Source organism: Halomonas salsilacus (assembly GCF_051216275.1).
In the GTDB taxonomy this organism is placed as follows: domain Bacteria; phylum Pseudomonadota; class Gammaproteobacteria; order Pseudomonadales; family Halomonadaceae; genus Halomonas.
In genome coordinates, this window is record NZ_JBPKAQ010000002.1 from 293,723 (window position 1) to 310,859 (window position 17,137).

Below are 17,137 nucleotides of genomic sequence, written 5' to 3' on the forward strand. Positions count from 1 at the left end.
AGAAAGGATGTCCGAAGCGTGGTTGTCCCAGGTGGCCCTGCCTTGGGTGCTGGCCAGTGTGATGATGGCCATGGGCCTCAGCCTGACCAGGGCCGATTTCGCCCGCACCTGGCGCCACCCTCGCCGGGTGCTGCTCGGTACCGGCCTGCAGATGCTGGCACTGCCGCTGCTGGCCTGGGCGCTGGCACTGCTGCTGCCCCTGCCGCCGCTGGCGGCGGCAGGTCTGCTGCTGGTGGCCCTGGTGCCGGGCGGGGCCACCTCCAACATGTTCAGCTATCTGGTCCAGGGCGACCTGGCCCTGTCGGTCACCCTGACCGCCATCGCCGCCGTGCTGGCCCCCTTTACCCTGCCACTGGTCATGGGCTGGCACCTCGAACTGCTGGGCCTCACCGCCGGCGGGCTCGCGCTGCCCTACTGGCAGACCGTCGGTCAGCTGCTGCTGGTCACCCTGCTGCCGGTGTTGGCCGGCATGCTGCTGCGCCAGGCACTCCCGGCGCGTTGGCTCATGACAGTACTGCCCGGCGTCAAGGTATTCACAGGGGTGGCGATGATCTCGGTGGTGGTGGCGCTCTTCGCAAGCCATGCCGCACGGCTGCCGGCTCTGGTCAGCCTCGAGACCCTCGCCGTGCTGCTGCTCTGTCTCTCGAGCATGCTGCTGGGACACGGCGTCGCCCGACTGCTGCACCTGCCCCACGACAGCGTGCGCGCCATCACCGTGGAGGTGGGCGTTCAGAATGCCGGCGTGGCGATGATGGTGGCCTTCGTGCTGCTGCAGCAGCCGGCCATTGGCCTGGTGCCGCTGCTCTACGGCCTGCTGATGAACGTGCCGGTGTTCCTGTGGATGTTCGCCTGCCTGTGGCGGGATCGCCACCCGGCGGCCGCGGTCACGCAGAGGCGCTGACCGCGGCGCCAGACGGCCCTCCCCTACTCCACCGTGATGGTGATGGCGTCGGAGGTAAGCGGCGGGTCGAAGCTGACGTGGCGGTAATCCATGAACAGCAGCTGCAGGCGGTACTCGCCCGGCTTGAGCTCCAGGCTGCCCTCGGTCTGGCCGCCCCCGAAGTGGCGGGTATGGTCGGTGAAAGGCAGCGGAGCGCCCAGATCCACCTCCTCCAACGGCATGTTCACCAGCAAGTGGTGGTGACCGGTGTCGGGGAAGTTGGCCCCCGCCGGCGCCACTCCCATGCCCCTGAGTCCCATGCGAACGGTGACCGGACCGGAGAGGGTCGCCCCGTCCTCCGGCGCGATGAAGTAGACCTCGGCGCCCTCGGCCGCCTCCACTCGCTCCAGTTCCGCCATGGCCGGGGACGCCAGCAGCGCGCTGCCGGCAAGCCCCAGCGCCAGGGCACAGATCCGCTTGTTCATGGTTCTCTCCTTTGCCATCCCGCGATGGCATGCAGGGCGGCATCCGCCGCCGGTTGGCACGATCGGGCTGACCACAGGCCACTCCCGCCCTCCAAGACTAGTCGAGCACGGCGGGGTTGGCAGGCGATGCTCAGCCGCCGGCGACGAACGCCTGGTAGGCCTCCCAGGCGTCCTCGACGCCCGCCTCCAGGAAGCGCGCGCCGTGCTCGGCGCTGGCCAGGGAGGGGTCGGAGCCCATGCGCCCGTCGGGAAAGCGCTGGCGGAAGGTGTGGGCGTCACACTGGGCGCTGCCGGTGGGAGCGAGGCGTGGCGACATGGCCACGTTTCTGACCGTCTCGGGAGCGGCGTGCCAGGCCAGCGACACCTCGGAGGCAGTGGCATGGTTGCCCTCGGCCTCGCCGTAGAGGGAGTCCGCCAGTTCGCGACCGCGACGGCCGGCGAACCAGTTGAACAGCCGCAGGTGGAGCTCGCCGGCCGGCCGGGGCTGCAGGCTGCGCTCGCTGAACACCTCGGCGAAGGCCGCGTTGACGGTGGCCACGTTGCCGCCGTGGCCGTTGAGGAAGAACACCCGGGTGAAGCCGTGATGCGCCAGCGACTCGATGATGTCGCGCAGCACCGCGACCAGGGTGCTGGGCCGCAGGGTGAGGCTGCCGGGAAAGGCCAGGTGGTGCTGCGCCATGCCGATCGCCTGGGTCGGGGCGATCAGTACTCCCTCGCGCTCGCCCAGCGCCCAGGCGATCGCCTCGGGGCACAGGGCATCGGTACCGATCGGGCCGTTGGGGCCATGCTGCTCGGTGGAGCCGATGGGCACGATGATGCTCGTCGAGCGTTCCAGATAGGCCTCTATTTCCTGCCAGGTGGCGTGCTGCAGTCGCATCGGTGTTCTCCCGGGCCGTGGTTCATGACGCCATGATGGCAGATCCTACGCGGCGCGGCTCCCCTTGCCAGAACCGCACCACAATGCCACCGCGACACAGCCGAGACCAAGCCCGGCTCAACGCTCCCGATGGGTCTCCCGCCACTCCTCGGCGGCCTCCTCGACCCCGGGCTCCTCGCCACGGTTGAGGGCCGCCTGGCGGTAGGTCTCCTCGTCGCGGACATCGTCGATCACCGTCATCAGGTCGTCGACATCCACGGCTGCAGTGTCGTGCACGAAGCAACCGGTCAGCTCGCTCTCCGGGTGCAGTTCGCCCGCCTCGTAGAGGGCCCAGATCTCCTTGCCGAAGTCGGTGGTCAGCAGCTCCGGGGCAAAGCGGCCGAAGTAGCGGCGCATGTTGTCCACGTCGCGCTCGAACATCCACTCGGCGCTGTTGTTGCCGGCGGCATCCACCGCCTGGGGCAGGTCGATGATCACCGGGCCATCGACGGCCAGCAGTACGTTGAACTCGGAGAGATCGCCGTGCACCAGGCCGGCGCACAGCATCTTGACCACGTCACGGATGATCTTGGTGTAGTACTCCCGGGCCTGCTCGGCGCTCAGGGTCACCTCGTCCAGGCGCGGGGCGGTCAGGCCCTCGGCGTCGGAAATCATCTCCATCAGCAGCACGCCGTCGATGAAGCCGTACGGCTTGGGCACTCGCACGTCCGCCGCGGCCAGCCGGTAGAGGGCATCGACCTCGGCGTTGAGCCAGGCCTGCTCCTGCTCCTTCTGGCCGAAGCGGGTCTTCTTGGCCATGGCCCGCGAGCGGCGGCTGTTGCGTTCACGTCGGCCCTCCTGGTATTGCACGGCCTGCTTGAAGCTGCGCTGCTTCGCCTCCTTGAAGATCTTGGCGCAGCGCCGCTCCCCGTGGGAGAGCACCACATAGACCTGGGCCTCTTTTCCGCTCATCAGCTGGCTTTCGACCGCCTCGATCAGGCCGTCGTCCACCAGCGGCTGCAATCGCTTGGGTATCTTCATCTGTCCCTCTGGGGTTCGCCGATGCGCCTCAGTGGCTGACGCGCCGGGCGCGGAAACTGCGCCCCTTGATTCTGCCGTTGATCAGTCGCTCAAGGGCCTGGGCGGCCACCTCGCGCTGCACGGCCACGTAGGCGCTGTTGGCCAGCACCTTGATCTTTCCCACCTGATCGCCGTCCAGCCCCGCCTCGCCGGTCAGGGCGCCGAGGATATCCCCGGGACGCACCTTCTGCTTCTTGCCACCACCAATCTGCAGGGTCGCCATGGGCGGCGCCAGGGGCTCGCGGGAAAGCACCGCGCGGGACGGCAACGTGGCCTCCTCGAGGGACTCGCCGAGGAAATCGGTCAGCCGCGCCAGGCGATAGTCCTCGGACGCGCCGACCAGGGTACAGGCGATGCCCGCACTGCCGGCCCTGCCGGTGCGACCGACCCGGTGCACGTGCACCTCCAGGTCCCGGGCGATCTGATAGTTGAATACCGCGTCCAGCTCGGCGATGTCGAGTCCCCGGGCCGCCACGTCGGTCGCCACCAGGATCGAGGCGCTGCGGTTGGCGAACAGCACCAGCAGCCGATCGCGATCGGCCTGCTCCAGGTCACCGTGCAGCGCCAGGGCGCTGAAGCCCACCGCACTGAGCGCCTGAGCAACCTCGTCGGTCTCGCGCTTGGTGTTGCAGAACACCACGCTGGACACGGGGTGGAAGTGCAGCAGCAGCCGGCACAGCCCCTCCAGGCGCGCCTCGTCGCCGTCGGCGACGCGATAGATCCGCTCATGGATGCTGCTGGCATCGTGGGTCTCGGCCACCGCCACGGTCACCGGGTCGCGCATCAGCGCCTCGGCCACGGGTCTCACGGCGTCGGAAAAGGTCGCGCTGAACAGCAGCGTCTGGCGGAGGACCGGGGTCTCGGCGACGATCGCCTCGAGGCTCGACTGGAAGCCCATGTCGAGCATGCGGTCGGCCTCGTCCAGCACCAGGGTCTCGAGCCGGTCCAGCGCCAGCGAGCCCTTGCGCAGATGCTCCTCGACCCGCCCCGGGGTGCCCACCACCAGATGGGCACCGTGGGCCAGGGAGGAGAGCTGCGGGCCGAAGGGGGCGCCGCCGCACAGGGTCAACACCTTGACGTTGGGCAGGCCACGGGCCAGCCGCCGCAGCTCACCGGCCACCTGATCGGCCAGTTCCCGGGTCGGGCAGAGCACCAGCCCCTGGACCGCGAAGCTCGACAGGGTCAGCCGCGAGAGCAGGCCCAGGCCGAAGGCCGCGGTCTTGCCGGAGCCAGTCTTCGCCTGGGCGATCACGTCGCGACCGGCCAGGATCGGCGGCAGGCCCTCGGCCTGGATCGGCGTCATGGCGGCGAAACCCAGCGACGCAAGGGTGTCCAACAGTTCCGGCGCCAGCGGCAGCGAGTCGAAGGCGGCATCGGGGAAGGAATGAGACAAGGGAACATCCTGCAGACGAATGAGGAGCAGCCGGGACCGGCGAGTGAGCCGGGGTCGATAACGAACGGTGGCGAAGACCGAGCGGCATGGCCGGGGAGGCGCAAAAAAAGAAGGCCTGCAGGATAGCAGAAAGGTGAACGACGCGCTGCAGATACCGATTGTCCAGCGAGACCCCGTCGTGAGGAGCGCCCCATCCCGCCCTGCCTGGCAGGCGGTCAGGAGAGCGGCGTAGACGGCGTCCCGGCGGCACACCCCCACCCTGTGCCATAGTGGATGGACCGAGAGGATAGATGACGCAGAGAGGAAAGCCCGATGCCGCAACGTGAGGTCGATATCGCCATCATCGGCGCCGGCACTGCCGGCCTCAGCGCCTGGCACGCCGCCCGCAAGCACAGCGACAGGGTAGTGCTGATCGAGGGGGGCGAGTACGGCACCACCTGTGCCCGAGTGGGCTGCATGCCCTCCAAGCTCCTGATTGCCGCGGCCGAGGCCGCTCACCTGGCCCGCGACGCCGGGGGCTTCGGCATCAAGGTGAGCGGCGTCGAGGTAGATGGCGCCGCGGTCATGGCGCGACTCAAGCAGGAGCGCGATGGCTTCGTGGGTCAGGTCCTCAAGTCGATGCAGCGCATCCCCGAGCAAGACCGTATTACCGGCCACGCCCGCTTCGAGGATCCCCACACCCTGGCGGTGGGTGACCACACCCGGGTCACGGCCCACACTATCATCATCGCCACCGGCTCGCGCCCCACCTGGCCCGACATGTTCGATGTCGCCGGCGACCGGCTGGTGACCAACGATGACGTCTTCGAGTGGGATAACCTGCCCAGGTCGGTCGCGGTGTTCGGCCCCGGGGTAGTCGGCCTGGAGCTGGGCCAGGCGCTGCATCGCCTGGGCGTGCGGCTGCGGGTGTTCGGCGTGGGCGGCGCCCTGGGGCCCTTCAAGGACGTGGCCGTGCGCGACAATGCCGAGGCCACCTTCAACGAGGAGTTCTACATCGACCCGGACGCCAAGGTGGAACGCATCGAGCACGACGGCGACGCCGTATTGGTCACCTTCGTCGAGCGCGGTAGCGAGCGCACCTTCACCGAGCGCTTCGACTATCTGCTGGCCGCCACCGGACGACGCCCCAACGTCGATCGGCTGGGCCTGGAGAACGCCGGCCTCGCTCTTGACGACGAGGGCGTGCCGCGCTTCAACCGCTTCACCCTGCAGTGCCGCAATGCCGACGACGACCCCAGCCATGTGTTCATCGCCGGCGACGCCAACCAGGAGCTGCCGCTGCTCCACGAGGCCAACAGCGAAGGGCGCATCGCCGGCGACAACGCCGGGCGCTTCCCCGAGCTTCGCGCCGGGCGGCGCAACGTACCGCTGGCCATCGTCTTCACCGAGCCGCAGATGGCCACCGTGGGTGACGGCTACGCCGAGTTGGAGAAGCATCTGGGCGGCTGCGACTGCCTGGCCGTGGGCGAGGCCTCCTTCGAGGACCAGGGGCGCGCGGTGGTGATGCGCCAGAACCGCGGCCTGATGCGGCTCTATGGCGAGCACGGTTCCGGCCAGTTCCTGGGCGCCGAGCTGTTCGGCCCGCGGGTGGAGCACATGGCGCACCTGCTGGCCTGGGCCCTGGAGCAGAAGCTCACGGTCGGACAGATGCTCGCCATGCCCTGGTACCACCCGGTGCTGGAGGAAGGCCTGCGCAGCGGCCTGCGCGACCTCAACGCCAGCCTGCAGCTGGGTCCGGCAATCACCGAGCGCTGCATGGAGTGTGGGCCGGGCGACTGAGCCGGCGGAGATCACCATGGTTACTTCCACGGCGCCCCACGCCATAGGCACAAGAGTGCGGCCGCTGGTCGCCTGGCTGCTGTGCCTTGCTCTGCTGCTGCCCGTGCCGCTGGCGGCCGACGAGCGGCCGCTGCGCCCCACCCTCGGCCTGGCGCTGGGCTCCGGGGGGGCCAGCGGCCTGGCCCATATCGCCGTGCTGCAGGTCTTCGACGACCTCGAGATCGTCCCTGACCGCATCGTCGGTACCAGCATCGGCGCGGTGATCGGCGGGCTCTATGCGGCGGGGCTCTCCGCCGACGAGATCCTCGACATCTTCGACGACGTGGCGGGCTCGCCACTGGATGCCCTCTCGGGACTGGCCAGCCTGGACCTGGACCTGGTCGACGTGATGCACATCGGCCTCAGCGACGGCGGGCTGCTGGACTCCGGCGGCTTCCTGCGCTTTCTGGCCGAACATACCCGGGCGCGCACCTTCGATGACCTGGCGATCCCGCTCTCGGTGGTGGCCACCGACTACTGGAGCGGCGACAGCGTGGAGATCGAGGAGGGCCGGCTCTTCCCGGCCATCGAGGCCAGCATGGCGGTGCCGGGCCTGTTCTCGCCGGTGCCCCGCGGCGAGCTGCTGCTGATCGACGGCGGCACCTCCAATCCGCTGCCCTTCGACCTGCTGCTCGACGACATGGATCTGGTGATCGCGGTAGATGTCTCTGGCGGCCGCCAGCCGACGGAGGACGCCCCCCCCGGGGTCACGGACATCCTGTTCAACAGCTTCAAGATCATGCAACAGTCGCTGATCCGCCAGACGCTGGATCACCGGCGACCGCACCTCTACCTGAAGACGGAGGTCGAGGGGATCCGCCTGCTGCACTTCAACCGCATCCACGAGATCCTCGCCCAGGCCGAGCCGGTGGTCGGGGAGCTGCGCGACCAGCTGACGATCTGGCTGGCGATCCAGGCCGATGCCGATGCCCTCCCCTGAGCCGCTTGGGACTATGCTCAAGGGGCCAACCACGAACGACCCTCAGGAGGGCTCGCGATGGCCGACACCACGTCACGGCTGACATCCCTCAAGGCACGGATCATTGAGCTCGCCGACATGGCCGGCAGCGACAGGAAGGGAGAGGCCCTCGCCCTGGCCACTGAGCTCTCCACCGAGCTCGATCGGCTCCTGGCAGAGACCCCGGCGCGGCCCGCCAGTGACCCAGGTCAGCACCGCGCGGCTCCCCGGGCCCCGCGCGACGAGGTCGAGCGCTGCCCGGTCTGCTCGCTGCGCAGCTTCCACTTCCAGAAGGGCTCGATCCGCGAGTGCACCGATGGCGGCTTCGAGGCGTTCTATCGCTGCGGCAGCTGCGCCCATGAGGGATGGCGGGAGATCACGTGACCGCGGCTGTCCCCGGCCGGCGACGACAGGGGCCTCAGCCCAGCGGATCGCGGCACGCCTCGCCGAGGGGCCGCGTTGAAGCACGCTGCCCGCGGGCTGGCAGGGTGGATCTAATAAGTCAGCAGGAGACTTGCCCATGTGCTATGCCAGGACGACCCTGACCGCCCTGCTGCCCACCCTCGGCCTGGCCGGCCTGCTGCTCGCCGGCTGCGGTCAGGGTCAGGAGAGCCCCCAGCTCGCCACTCCCGAGGAGAGCGGCATCCTGAAGGTGGTCACCCGCAACGCGGCCACGACCTGGTACCTGGATCGCGACGAGGCCCCCGCCGGCCCCGAGCACGATCTGGTCAGCCGCTTCGCCGAATCACGCGGCTGGCGGGTCGAGTGGACGGTGCATGATGCCGTCGCCGAGGTCCTCCAGGCCCTGGAGGACGGCGAGGTCCACATGGCCGGCGCCGGCCTGACCCACCTGCCCTCCCGCGACGAGCGCTTCCTGCCGGGGCCGACGCACACCATGATCGTCGAGCAACTGGTCTGCCACCGCGAGGCGCGCCCGCTGCCGCGCAGCCTGGCCCAGATGGCCGAGGTGGAGATCCGCGTCACGGCGGACTCCAGCTATGCCGACAAGCTTGCCTCGCTGGTCAACGATCACAGCGGCATCACCTTCGAGGAGGATCCGCGCGCGACAGAATTGCTGCTGGCCGCCGTGGCCGAGCAGCAGGTCGGCTGCACCCTGGCCGATTCCAACATCGTGCAGGTGGTCCGACGCCACTACCCCGCCCTAGAGGTCGCCTTGAACCTGACCAGTGGCGATTGGCTGGGCTGGTACCTGGCCCCGGACCAGAATGCCTTGGCCGATCAGGCCCACGACTGGCGCGACACCCCCGAGGCGGAGACGGCCATCGAGGCGGTGGAGAACCGCTACTACGGCTACATCGGCGAGTTCGATTTCGTCGACCTCCGGGCGCTCAACCGGAGCATCGACGAGCGGCTGCCCGACTTCCTGGACTCCTTCCTGAGGGCGGAGTACACCACCGGCATCCCCGCCGACCTGCTGGCGGCGCTTTCCTACCAGGAGTCCCACTGGGACCCCCAGGCGGTCTCGCCCACCGGCGTTCGAGGCATCATGATGCTGACCCTCAACACTGCCGAGTCGCTGGGAGTATCGGACCGCCTGGACCCGACCCAGGCGATCGACGCCGGGGCGCGCTACCTGGCCGACCGCCACCAGCGGCTGCCCGAGGAGATTCCCGAGCCAGACCGCACCTACCTGGCCCTGGCCAGCTACAACATCGGCCGCGGCCACGTGCTGGACGCCCGCGAGCTGGCTCGGAAACTCGGCAAGAACCCGGACTCCTGGGACGATATGCAGGAGGTGCTGCCGCTCAAGGCCGACAAGCGCTACTACCCCGGGACCCGCTACGGCTACGCACGCGGCTACGAGCCGGTGCACTTCGTGCAGCGCATCCGCAACTACCGTGACGTGATCAGTGCCTCGCTCGACTGATGTGGCTGTCGTCCCTACCCCTGGTGCTGGGCGCCAATGCCCTGGAACATCTGACGAAGATCCACCGTCGAGCGCTCGCCGATGGCGGCAAAATTCTCATCCAGCCAGCGTGTGGCGGTGTCACGGCCGAGATCGCGCAGCTTGGTCAGAAACTTCCATTCGGTATTCATCTTCGATGAAGCGCCCAGCGGTTTTAGCTCTGCCTCATTTTCCACGACGTGCACCCGCACCTGACGGTATTCGTCGGCCGAGAGTTTGCCCTGGCGGATCAGCCGATCGACGAAGTCGATCCCGCGCAGTTCCTTGAGCAGGCTGCTGTTGAAACTGATCTCGCTCATCCGGTTCTGTATATCCTGAGGATTCTTCGGCGCGCCCTTGCGCTCGATCGGATTGATCTGGATCACCACGATATCGTTGGTATCGTTCTCGTCATGAAAGGGAAACAGTGCTGGATTACCCATGTAGCCGCCATCCCAATAGGGCACGCCGTCGATCTCGACCGCCTGATAGAGATGCGGTAGGCAGGCCGAGGCCATCAACATGTCCACCGTCAACTCCTTGCGGGGGAAGATCTTGACGTTGCCGCTCTCCACGTTCGTGGCCGAGATGAACAGCTTGAATGCCGAACACTTACGCACCATCTCGAAATCGATGCATTTTTCCACCATATCGCGCAAAGGGTTGATTTTCATGGGATTTAGCTGATAGGGCGACGCCACACGGGAAAGCGCATCCATAGCGTGATACACAGGATTGTTCTGCAGTCCCCAGTTGCCCGTCAGAACGTCGTAAGGCGTGCGTTTCAATGGGCTTTTCTTCGCGCCGTCGCCCATGCATCGCCAGAAGTGTTCGAGGGCCACCCGTCCGCCTTCGGGGCCATCTCGGGTGAAGCCATCGGCCATCGCCACCGCATTCATCGCCCCCGCCGACGTGCCCGATACCCCGGCGATCTGCAGTCGCCCATCCTCGAGAATCCGATCCAGCACCCCCCAGGTGAAGGCGCCATGCGCCCCTCCGCCCTGGAGGGCGAGGTTAATGGGCTTAGGTTTCAGTGCCATATAATCGATCCTGTTGGGTGGTGGATGGCCCGGGCATCGAGGCCGACAGGAAAGTCCTGGAAATGGCCAGACACATGAGCAATCGCAGCATAAAGACAGGACGTACGCCTTATCTGTTCGGTGTCGTACACAGCCGAGCGCGGCTACGACCAGGTGCACTTCGTGCAGCGCATCCGCTACGACCGTGACATGATCGGCATGGCGCTCTCGGCCACCGAGGTGCTGCCCCGGCGCCGGGAGGAAGTGGGAGGGGTGCAGTGGTGTCCTGGCCGGCTCGTCAGGCCCCGCAAAAGGGCCCGAACTGATAGAAGCGCCGGCACTGGAACTCCGCCTCGCAGCTGGCCAGCTGCGCCTGGTAGCGGTCGGCGCGGGAGGCTACCTGGCTGGCCGCCCGCTGTACGGCGGGTTTGCCGCGGTAGCTGCCGCGCTGGTAGCCGCCGGCCCCCTCGTGATAGGCCAGATAGAGGTGTTGCGAATTGTGGAGCGAGATACCGGCCTGCCGCTGGCTGCGTGCGTTGTACCAGCCGATGAAGTCGGTGGCGTGCTTCATGTGGGACCGTCGGGCCAACGTGCCGCCGGCCTCGTCGCGATACTCGCCCCACACCGGATCCAGGGCCTGGGCATAGCCCCGGGCCGAGGAGGGCCTGGGCCCGGGGATGAACCCCAGGTAGCGCTTGCGCGACGGACGCACGTGGCTCTGGAAGGAGGACTCCTGCTGGATGAAGGCCATCTGGGTGGCCACGGGCGTGCCCCAGCGCTCCTGCGAGTCCCGGGCGTAGTCGTACCAGCGCGGCTGCTCGCGGAAGATCTCGCAGAGATTGCTCTGGTCCGGCGGCGGCGAGGGGGCCAGCGCCGCACAGCCGCCGAGCAAACCGAGGACCCCCACGGTCAGGCCGGCGCGGATCAGTCGACGCAGCCCCCTCTCGGCTGCGTCAGGCCCTCGCCAACCCAGCCCGCGCCTGTCAGGCCAGGGCCGCACGAATCTTCTCGGCGGCAGCTGCCAGCTTCTCCGCGGGCGCCATGTCCAGCCCCAGCACCCGGAGATCTTCCATTGCATCAAGGGGCGTCAGATGGATATGCACGTGGGGTACCTCAAGGCCGACGATCAGCAGCCCCACCCGCTCGCAGGGGAAGGCGCGCTTGATCGCCCTGGTCACTCGCTTTGACACCGCCATCAGGTGCGCGGTCAGGTCGGCCGGCAGGTCATCCCAGTGGTCGATCTCCTCCCGGGGGATCACCAGCACATGGCCGGGCTTCATCGGCTGAATGGTCATGATCACCACGCACTGGTCGTCCTCATGAACGAAATGGCCGGGGATCTCTCCTTGCATGATACGAGTGAAGACGCTTGCCATGGGCGCTCTCCTGGCAGTGTGGACGCGAGGCCACCTGCAGAAACTGCAGTGGCGGCGCGAAACCGGTATGCTGAGGGCGCAATACCCCTCAGTACGGAGCAGAATACACGATCGATCATTCATTCCAAGCCAGCACGGAGGTTCACATGAAGGTCTACAAACCTGAATGGCGGTGCACGTTTAGCGTAAACGAAGGCGCGGATGAATCGGCCAGCTGGAAGGAACGAATTGCCTGGCAGCTGCGCGAGTTCGCCAACCGGCTCGACGGCGGCAGCAGAACCCTGAAGATCGACTGCGACGTCTCTCCCGCCGTGAGCCGAGAAGAGATCGATACCTGCATGGGCAAGGGCTTTGCCGTGACCCAGACCCTGCTCACCCAGCTGGCCCAACAGGCCGCCTGTGAGGATGTCATGCGCAACGCCAAGGCCGAACTGTTTGCGGAAGAGGAATACCAACGGCACTGACACGCGCCGTCCCAGCCTTGTTACATCCCCACGCCCCATCCGGTTTACCGGATGGGGCGTTTTCATGAGTGCCCTGCCGGATTGCAGGTCTCCCGGATGCACCCGGCCACCCGGCATGCCATCCTTGGGGCCTTCGCTCGCCACCGGGTCATGTTGCCATGCCGCTTGCCATCAGCCTGATTGCCCCCTCCTCCTTCACCCCGGAAGATGCCATCGAGCGCGGCGTGCGAGGACTCGAGTCGCTGGGGGTGACGGTGCGCCGACCTGCCCCCCTGCAGCAACGCATCCGCTACCTGGCGGGCGATCGCGAGTGGCGCCTGGCCCAGCTCCACGCCGCCTACGCCGACGCCGAGACCCAGGCGGTATGGGCGGTACGCGGCGGCTTCGGCTGCGCCCAGCTGGTGGCCGGCATCGACTGGGCCCTGTTGGCCCGTCACCCCAAGCCGCTGATCGGCTTCTCCGACCTCACCGCCCTGCTTCACCAGTGCCATCTACAGGGCCTGCCGGCGATCCACGGTCCGGTGGTCAAGGCCGCCGGCCAGCTGCTCGACGGCCCTGAACAGGAGCGCACCATCATTCGCACCCAGTTCGAGGAGACCATCGCCCTGATCCGCGGCCCGGCACGCCTCGACTACCCGCTGGCCCCTTGGGGCGACGCCCCGGCGCGACGGGAGGGCCCGCTGGTGGGCGGCAATCTCGTCACCCTGGCCAGCCTTGCCGGCACCCCGCTGGCCTTCCGCGCCCCGCCCGGCGCCCTGGTGATCCTCGAGGACGTGGGCGAGCCCTACTACCGCCTGGAGCGCGCCCTCTGGCAGCTGGTTCAGGCCGGCGCCCTGGATGAGGCCGCCGCCGTCTGCCTGGGCACCTTCGAGGGGTGTCGCGCCTTTGATTCCACCCCGCTGGAGGCGATCATCGCCGAGACCCTGGCTCCCCTGGGTGTACCGCTCTACCACGGCCTGCCGGTGGGCCACGGGCTGCACAATCGTCCCTGGCGGTATGGCGCCATCGGCGTCATCGAGGGGGCTTACCTGAGGCTATGAGGTGAATGAGGGAGCTCTTCGGGGCCTCGCAACGGGACCGTTAACGCTCCATTGGACGATTATCGTCATCTTGCGCCGATCGTCGGCGATCTTCAGCCAGGGGTTGCTGCTTACTTCGGGGGCGGTTACCATGCAAGCCTTGTGGCACGTTATTGCAATGCAGCATACGCGTCCCGCACCACGAGAACCCTGAGGTAACCCCATGGGAACCCGATCGAAACTGTTCCTCGCCTGCTGCCTGACAGGCGCATTGACCCTCGGTACCCAGGCGGTCATGGCCCATGAGGCCGAGACCCAGGAAGGCATCGCCTCCTTCTATCACGACAAGTTTCATGGCCGAACCACAGCCAGCGGCGAGCCCTTCGACCAGAACCAGATGACCGCCGCTCACCCCGATCTGCCCTTCGGCACCGAGGTGGTAGTGACCCGCCCGGACACCGGGCGCGAGGTCACGGTGGTGATCAACGATCGCGGCCCCTTCGTGAAGGGGCGCGTCATCGACCTTTCCAAGCGCGCCGCCCGTGAGCTGGGCATCCTCAGCCGCGGACTGGCCCCGGTGATCATCACCGCCATCAACTGAGACGGCGGCTCCTGTCAGCGGCCGCCGGCAATCTGGTTGGCGAAATCGTGGTTGACGTCGCGATGCTCGGCCTCGTCGGCCCGCACCGCAACGACCACCTCACGTAGTCTCGCATCCGCCGGCAGCTTCCAGTAGTCGATGGCTATCTGCGGCGCCGGGATGTTCTCGTACTTGCCGCTATCGATGCCCTCGAGATACTCGGTATAGCTGACCACCGCCTCCTCCTCGAGATAGCCCACCACCCGGTGAGCCGTCTTGTTTGAACACAGGTAGAGCAAGAAGAAGAGGTTGTAGAACGCCCCCTGGGCCAGCACGATCAGGCCCCGCTCCAGCCGGGTGGGTCGCGCCACCTCGATGAAGGTCATCAGATGCATGCGCTCGTTCTCGGCCTCGTCGAGCAGGGTGCGAATCCAGCCATCATCGCCCTTCAGCTTCCGCAACGCGCGCAGGTGCTGCAGCGCACCACCGACCATCCCCGGCACGGCCGCCACCGTCTCCAGCACCACGGCGCGGTGGCCGTAGCGCCCGGCGAAGAACAGGTCGGCGAAGACGCGCATGAAACGCACCAGTCGATAGGCGAACCAGTCGGAGAGGCCCTTGGGGCGATGATGGCGGCGAAGGGGCGTTTCAGCGGATGAGGACGCGTCACTGGATCTCATTCAATACTCTCCTTGGATCGATGGGAGGCCGGTCTCGATGACCAGACCATCCCCACGGACTGATGCCCTGCGGGGTGGTACCCTTCGCCGGTGCGAGACACGAAGCGCACCGGCGATCCCGGACTGTCAGCTCCCGGCCTCGAGCTGGTCCTGGGTCCGGGTCTCGAAATCGCCGGCGTCGTGACGCTCGTGGAGCTGCATCTCCGGCTCACCGAAGGTGCGGTTGACCATGCGCCCTCGCTGTACCGCCGGCCGGGCATCGATCTCCTCGGCCCAGCGCCGAACGTTCCGGTACTCCTGCACCTGCAGGAACTCACCGGCGTCATAGAGCCGCCCCAGCGCCAATTGGCCGTACCAGGCCCAGTTGGCGATATCGGCAATGGTGTATGCCTCTCCTCCCAGATAGCGGCTCTTGGCCAGGCGGCGATCCAGAACATCGAGCTGACGCTTGGCCTCCATGGCGAAGCGGTTGATGGGGTACTCGAGCTTCTCCGGCGCATAAGCATAGAAATGGCCGAAGCCGCCCCCCAGGTAGGGCGCGCTGCCCATTTGCCAGAACAGCCAGTTGAGGGCCTCGATGCGGGCAGTATGCTCGCTCGGCAGGAGTTCGCCGAACTTTTCGGCCAGATAGAGCAGGATCGCACCGGATTCGAACACCCGAGTGGGCGAGTGGGTGGTATGATCCATCAATGCCGGAATCTTCGAGTTGGGGTTCACCTCAACAAAGCCACTGCCGAACTGGTCCCCATCGCCGATGCGGATCAGCCAGGCATCGTACTCGGCGTCGGTGTGCCCCAGCGCCAGCAGCTCCTCCAGCATCACCGTGACCTTGACCCCATTGGGGGTGCCCATGGAATAGAGCTGCAGCGGGTGCCTGCCCACCGGCAGTGCCTGGTCGTGGGTGGGCCCGGCGATGGGCCGGTTGATGCTGGCGAACTTGCCGCCGCTGGGCTGCTCCCACCGCCAGACCCGGGGCGGAACGTAGGCGTCGTGATCGCTCATGGTGGCTCCTCGCCGAATGAATGCACAGCAAGCACCATACCCCGCCGCGCCGGGCGCTTCGAGTCCCGATGATTCAGCCGGCCTTCTCATTGGAAGGCCGGAAACGAAGACAGCCGCCCGAGGGCGGCTGTCTTCGATCAGATGTCAGGTTGGTACCGGCGGTCGGACTCGAACCGACAAGGGCTTGCACCCGGCGGATTTTGAATCCGATGCTATCTCTTAAAAATCATCGTCTTGAAGCCGTAAAAATCATTTTACCAACATACCTACCAACATCTTGCAATGCGCTTGGCTGCCCTGCATTGCGACAGTATGCCACGCCCATCGCCGCGCTTTCTCGCTGCCATCTGCCCGGCATCGGGTGGCCATTGCCGGCTGCCCGGTGCGGATCGCCTGGGGCTGCCCTGCCAGGGGGTAGGGGGCCAGGTGCGGCTGGCGCCTGGGCATGATGCTGGCCACCAGCCGCGCAGCCGGAAAAACTGGGTTAGCGATTCAGGAAAGGGGCCGCCCCGGTCGCTGGCGCCAGCGGCTCAAAAATCAGCCAGCCCCCTGCCCTGCCGGCGGATCGCCTACCGGAAAAAATCTCTTATTTCGCAGGCATGAAAGTCTGACGGAGCCGGCGGTGTCCGGCCCTGGGGGCTCCAGGGATTGCACCGCCCCCGCCCTGCCGGTGCGCTCGCCCTCGCCTGTTTTGCCCTGCAACCAGGGCGGCCAATCGCTCGCGGCTTGCAGGTTTTCGCAGGTCACGGATTGTCACGGTACGCGCTGCCGGGTGCGTACCTATGGTGCGAACCAACCGCGCGAACCAGCGCCAGCACCTCAACAAAACTCAACATCAAACCAGCAGCGTCGGCACCTCGCAGCCGTTCAACCATGCGGGTTTGGGCCAGGTGGTGGTGGCGACCATGCGATGCTGAAAAAATGCCGGCAGCCAGGCACTCGGCGCCCCGTGGCATAGGGCGGGTACCACCTCAGGGACCCGCGACTTATTGGCAACATTCACTACACTGACAAGCCACAAGCGTCAGGGGGTGGGCATGAGAACGAGAGAGCAACGCGAGCAACGCGCACTTGGATGGTCAGCCGTGGCCGGTGCCGTATGCACGTTCGCAGTGGGCCACTGGCTCAGCTGGGCACTGCCTTGGTGGGCTTGGGTAATCTCATTCGCCGTGTTGACTGGCGCCGCCTTCAATGGCTGGCAGCGAAGCGCGGCACAATCAGCGATTCTTGACGAACAAGCCAGACGAGAGCAAGACGACGCCAGGCGCGACTGAAAGCTAGCCGTCTGTGCAGCCTGTCAGCCAGCGCCTTGGCATTTCGCTGGCGCCCAGTCGGCAGGCTATCCAGTTCCGGTTTTCAAATCGGCACCAGCCCCGCAACGACGGGCCTTCGCACTAGCAGCCAACCGGAAACGGAAGCGAAGCGAAACGGCCGTAAATAACGCGCGCCTGGGACTCGGCGGCCCCTCAGGTACAGGGTAGGGGGTGGAGTACCTTTTTTGTCGGCAATCTCCTACAGCATCCCGCCGCACCTTGGTCGATGCTCAGGCTGGCGCCTTCGGTATGCGGCTCATCAGTCGCCTTAGGCTTGCGCCCTTTGGATAGCTGCCAGATTGCAGCCC

General features: G+C 66.9%; 17 protein-coding genes. 8 read left to right on the forward strand and 9 right to left on the reverse strand.

The window, feature by feature from the left end:
• The first annotated feature begins 7 nt into the window (after nucleotides 1-7).
• Nucleotides 8-901: a bile acid:sodium symporter family protein gene (locus ACR80S_RS04775; protein WP_435399370.1), complete on the forward strand. Its 894-nt coding sequence runs from the start codon at nucleotides 8-10 to the stop codon at nucleotides 899-901.
• A 23-nt stretch (nucleotides 902-924) separates the two neighbouring features.
• Here ACR80S_RS04775 and ACR80S_RS04780 read toward each other — a convergent pair whose 3' ends face one another.
• The 4 genes from ACR80S_RS04780 to dbpA form a co-directional block, all read right to left on the reverse strand.
• Entirely contained in the window at nucleotides 925-1,365 is a 441-nt protein-coding gene (locus tag ACR80S_RS04780) for a DUF4399 domain-containing protein (protein ID WP_435399371.1), read from the reverse strand.
• A gap of 130 nt (nucleotides 1,366-1,495) precedes the next feature.
• Entirely contained in the window at nucleotides 1,496-2,242 is a 747-nt protein-coding gene (locus tag ACR80S_RS04785; protein WP_435399372.1) for a creatininase family protein, read from the reverse strand.
• A gap of 117 nt (nucleotides 2,243-2,359) precedes the next feature.
• Nucleotides 2,360-3,262 carry a PA4780 family RIO1-like protein kinase gene (locus ACR80S_RS04790; protein ID WP_435399373.1) on the reverse strand — a complete coding sequence of 301 codons (903 nt, stop codon included), beginning with the start codon at nucleotides 3,260-3,262 and terminating at the stop codon, nucleotides 2,360-2,362.
• A 28-nt stretch (nucleotides 3,263-3,290) separates the two neighbouring features.
• Entirely contained in the window at nucleotides 3,291-4,694 is a 1,404-nt protein-coding gene (gene dbpA / locus ACR80S_RS04795; protein WP_435402677.1) for an ATP-dependent RNA helicase DbpA, read from the reverse strand.
• A 312-nt stretch (nucleotides 4,695-5,006) separates the two neighbouring features.
• Here dbpA and ACR80S_RS04800 point away from each other — a divergent pair, with 312 nt between their 5' ends.
• The 4 genes from ACR80S_RS04800 (at nucleotide 5,007) to mltF (ending at nucleotide 9,358) form a co-directional block, all read left to right on the forward strand.
• A complete protein-coding gene (locus tag ACR80S_RS04800) occupies nucleotides 5,007-6,473 on the forward strand; it encodes a dihydrolipoyl dehydrogenase (protein WP_435402678.1) in 1,467 nt (488 codons plus the stop codon).
• A 16-nt stretch (nucleotides 6,474-6,489) separates the two neighbouring features.
• Entirely contained in the window at nucleotides 6,490-7,452 is a 963-nt protein-coding gene (locus ACR80S_RS04805; RefSeq protein ID WP_435402679.1) for a patatin-like phospholipase family protein, read from the forward strand.
• Nucleotides 7,453-7,509: 57 nt separating this feature from the next.
• Nucleotides 7,510-7,854, forward strand: coding sequence for a hypothetical protein (locus ACR80S_RS04810; protein WP_435399377.1), 345 nt, complete (start codon nucleotides 7,510-7,512; stop codon nucleotides 7,852-7,854).
• A gap of 136 nt (nucleotides 7,855-7,990) precedes the next feature.
• Entirely contained in the window at nucleotides 7,991-9,358 is a 1,368-nt protein-coding gene (gene mltF / locus ACR80S_RS04815; protein ID WP_435402680.1) for a membrane-bound lytic murein transglycosylase MltF, read from the forward strand.
• Nucleotides 9,359-9,372: 14 nt separating this feature from the next.
• Here the strand turns inward: mltF and ACR80S_RS04820 are convergent, their stop codons facing one another.
• The 3 genes from ACR80S_RS04820 to ACR80S_RS04830 all read right to left on the reverse strand — a co-directional run bounded on the left by ACR80S_RS04820 (nucleotide 9,373) and on the right by ACR80S_RS04830 (nucleotide 11,771).
• Nucleotides 9,373-10,416, reverse strand: a complete 1,044-nt coding sequence (locus tag ACR80S_RS04820; protein WP_435399379.1) for a patatin-like phospholipase family protein — start codon at nucleotides 10,414-10,416, stop codon at nucleotides 9,373-9,375.
• 277 nt (nucleotides 10,417-10,693) lie between these two features.
• Nucleotides 10,694-11,332: a transglycosylase SLT domain-containing protein gene (locus ACR80S_RS04825; RefSeq protein WP_435399545.1), complete on the reverse strand. Its 639-nt coding sequence runs from the start codon at nucleotides 11,330-11,332 to the stop codon at nucleotides 10,694-10,696.
• Nucleotides 11,333-11,378: 46 nt separating this feature from the next.
• Nucleotides 11,379-11,771 (reverse strand): HIT family protein, encoded by a 393-nt coding sequence (locus ACR80S_RS04830; RefSeq protein WP_435399380.1) that lies wholly within the window; start codon nucleotides 11,769-11,771, stop codon nucleotides 11,379-11,381.
• Between the two features lie 146 nt (nucleotides 11,772-11,917).
• Here ACR80S_RS04830 and ACR80S_RS04835 point away from each other — a divergent pair, with 146 nt between their 5' ends.
• The 3 genes from ACR80S_RS04835 (at nucleotide 11,918) to ACR80S_RS04845 (ending at nucleotide 13,855) form a co-directional block, all read left to right on the forward strand.
• Nucleotides 11,918-12,235, forward strand: coding sequence for a hypothetical protein (locus ACR80S_RS04835; protein WP_435399381.1), 318 nt, complete (start codon nucleotides 11,918-11,920; stop codon nucleotides 12,233-12,235).
• 158 nt (nucleotides 12,236-12,393) lie between these two features.
• Nucleotides 12,394-13,275 (forward strand): S66 peptidase family protein, encoded by an 882-nt coding sequence (locus tag ACR80S_RS04840; protein WP_435399382.1) that lies wholly within the window; start codon nucleotides 12,394-12,396, stop codon nucleotides 13,273-13,275.
• Between the two features lie 274 nt (nucleotides 13,276-13,549).
• A complete protein-coding gene (locus ACR80S_RS04845) occupies nucleotides 13,550-13,855 on the forward strand; it encodes a septal ring lytic transglycosylase RlpA family protein (RefSeq protein ID WP_435399546.1) in 306 nt (101 codons plus the stop codon).
• Nucleotides 13,856-13,869: 14 nt separating this feature from the next.
• On the opposite strand, the gene ACR80S_RS04850 is transcribed toward ACR80S_RS04845, so the two are convergent.
• Nucleotides 13,870-14,514 (reverse strand): alternative oxidase, encoded by a 645-nt coding sequence (locus tag ACR80S_RS04850; protein ID WP_435399383.1) that lies wholly within the window; start codon nucleotides 14,512-14,514, stop codon nucleotides 13,870-13,872.
• Nucleotides 14,515-14,640: 126 nt separating this feature from the next.
• Nucleotides 14,641-15,516 (reverse strand): glutathione-dependent disulfide-bond oxidoreductase, encoded by an 876-nt coding sequence (gene yghU, locus ACR80S_RS04855; RefSeq protein WP_435402681.1) that lies wholly within the window; start codon nucleotides 15,514-15,516, stop codon nucleotides 14,641-14,643.
• Between the last annotated feature and the right edge of the window lie 1,621 nt (nucleotides 15,517-17,137).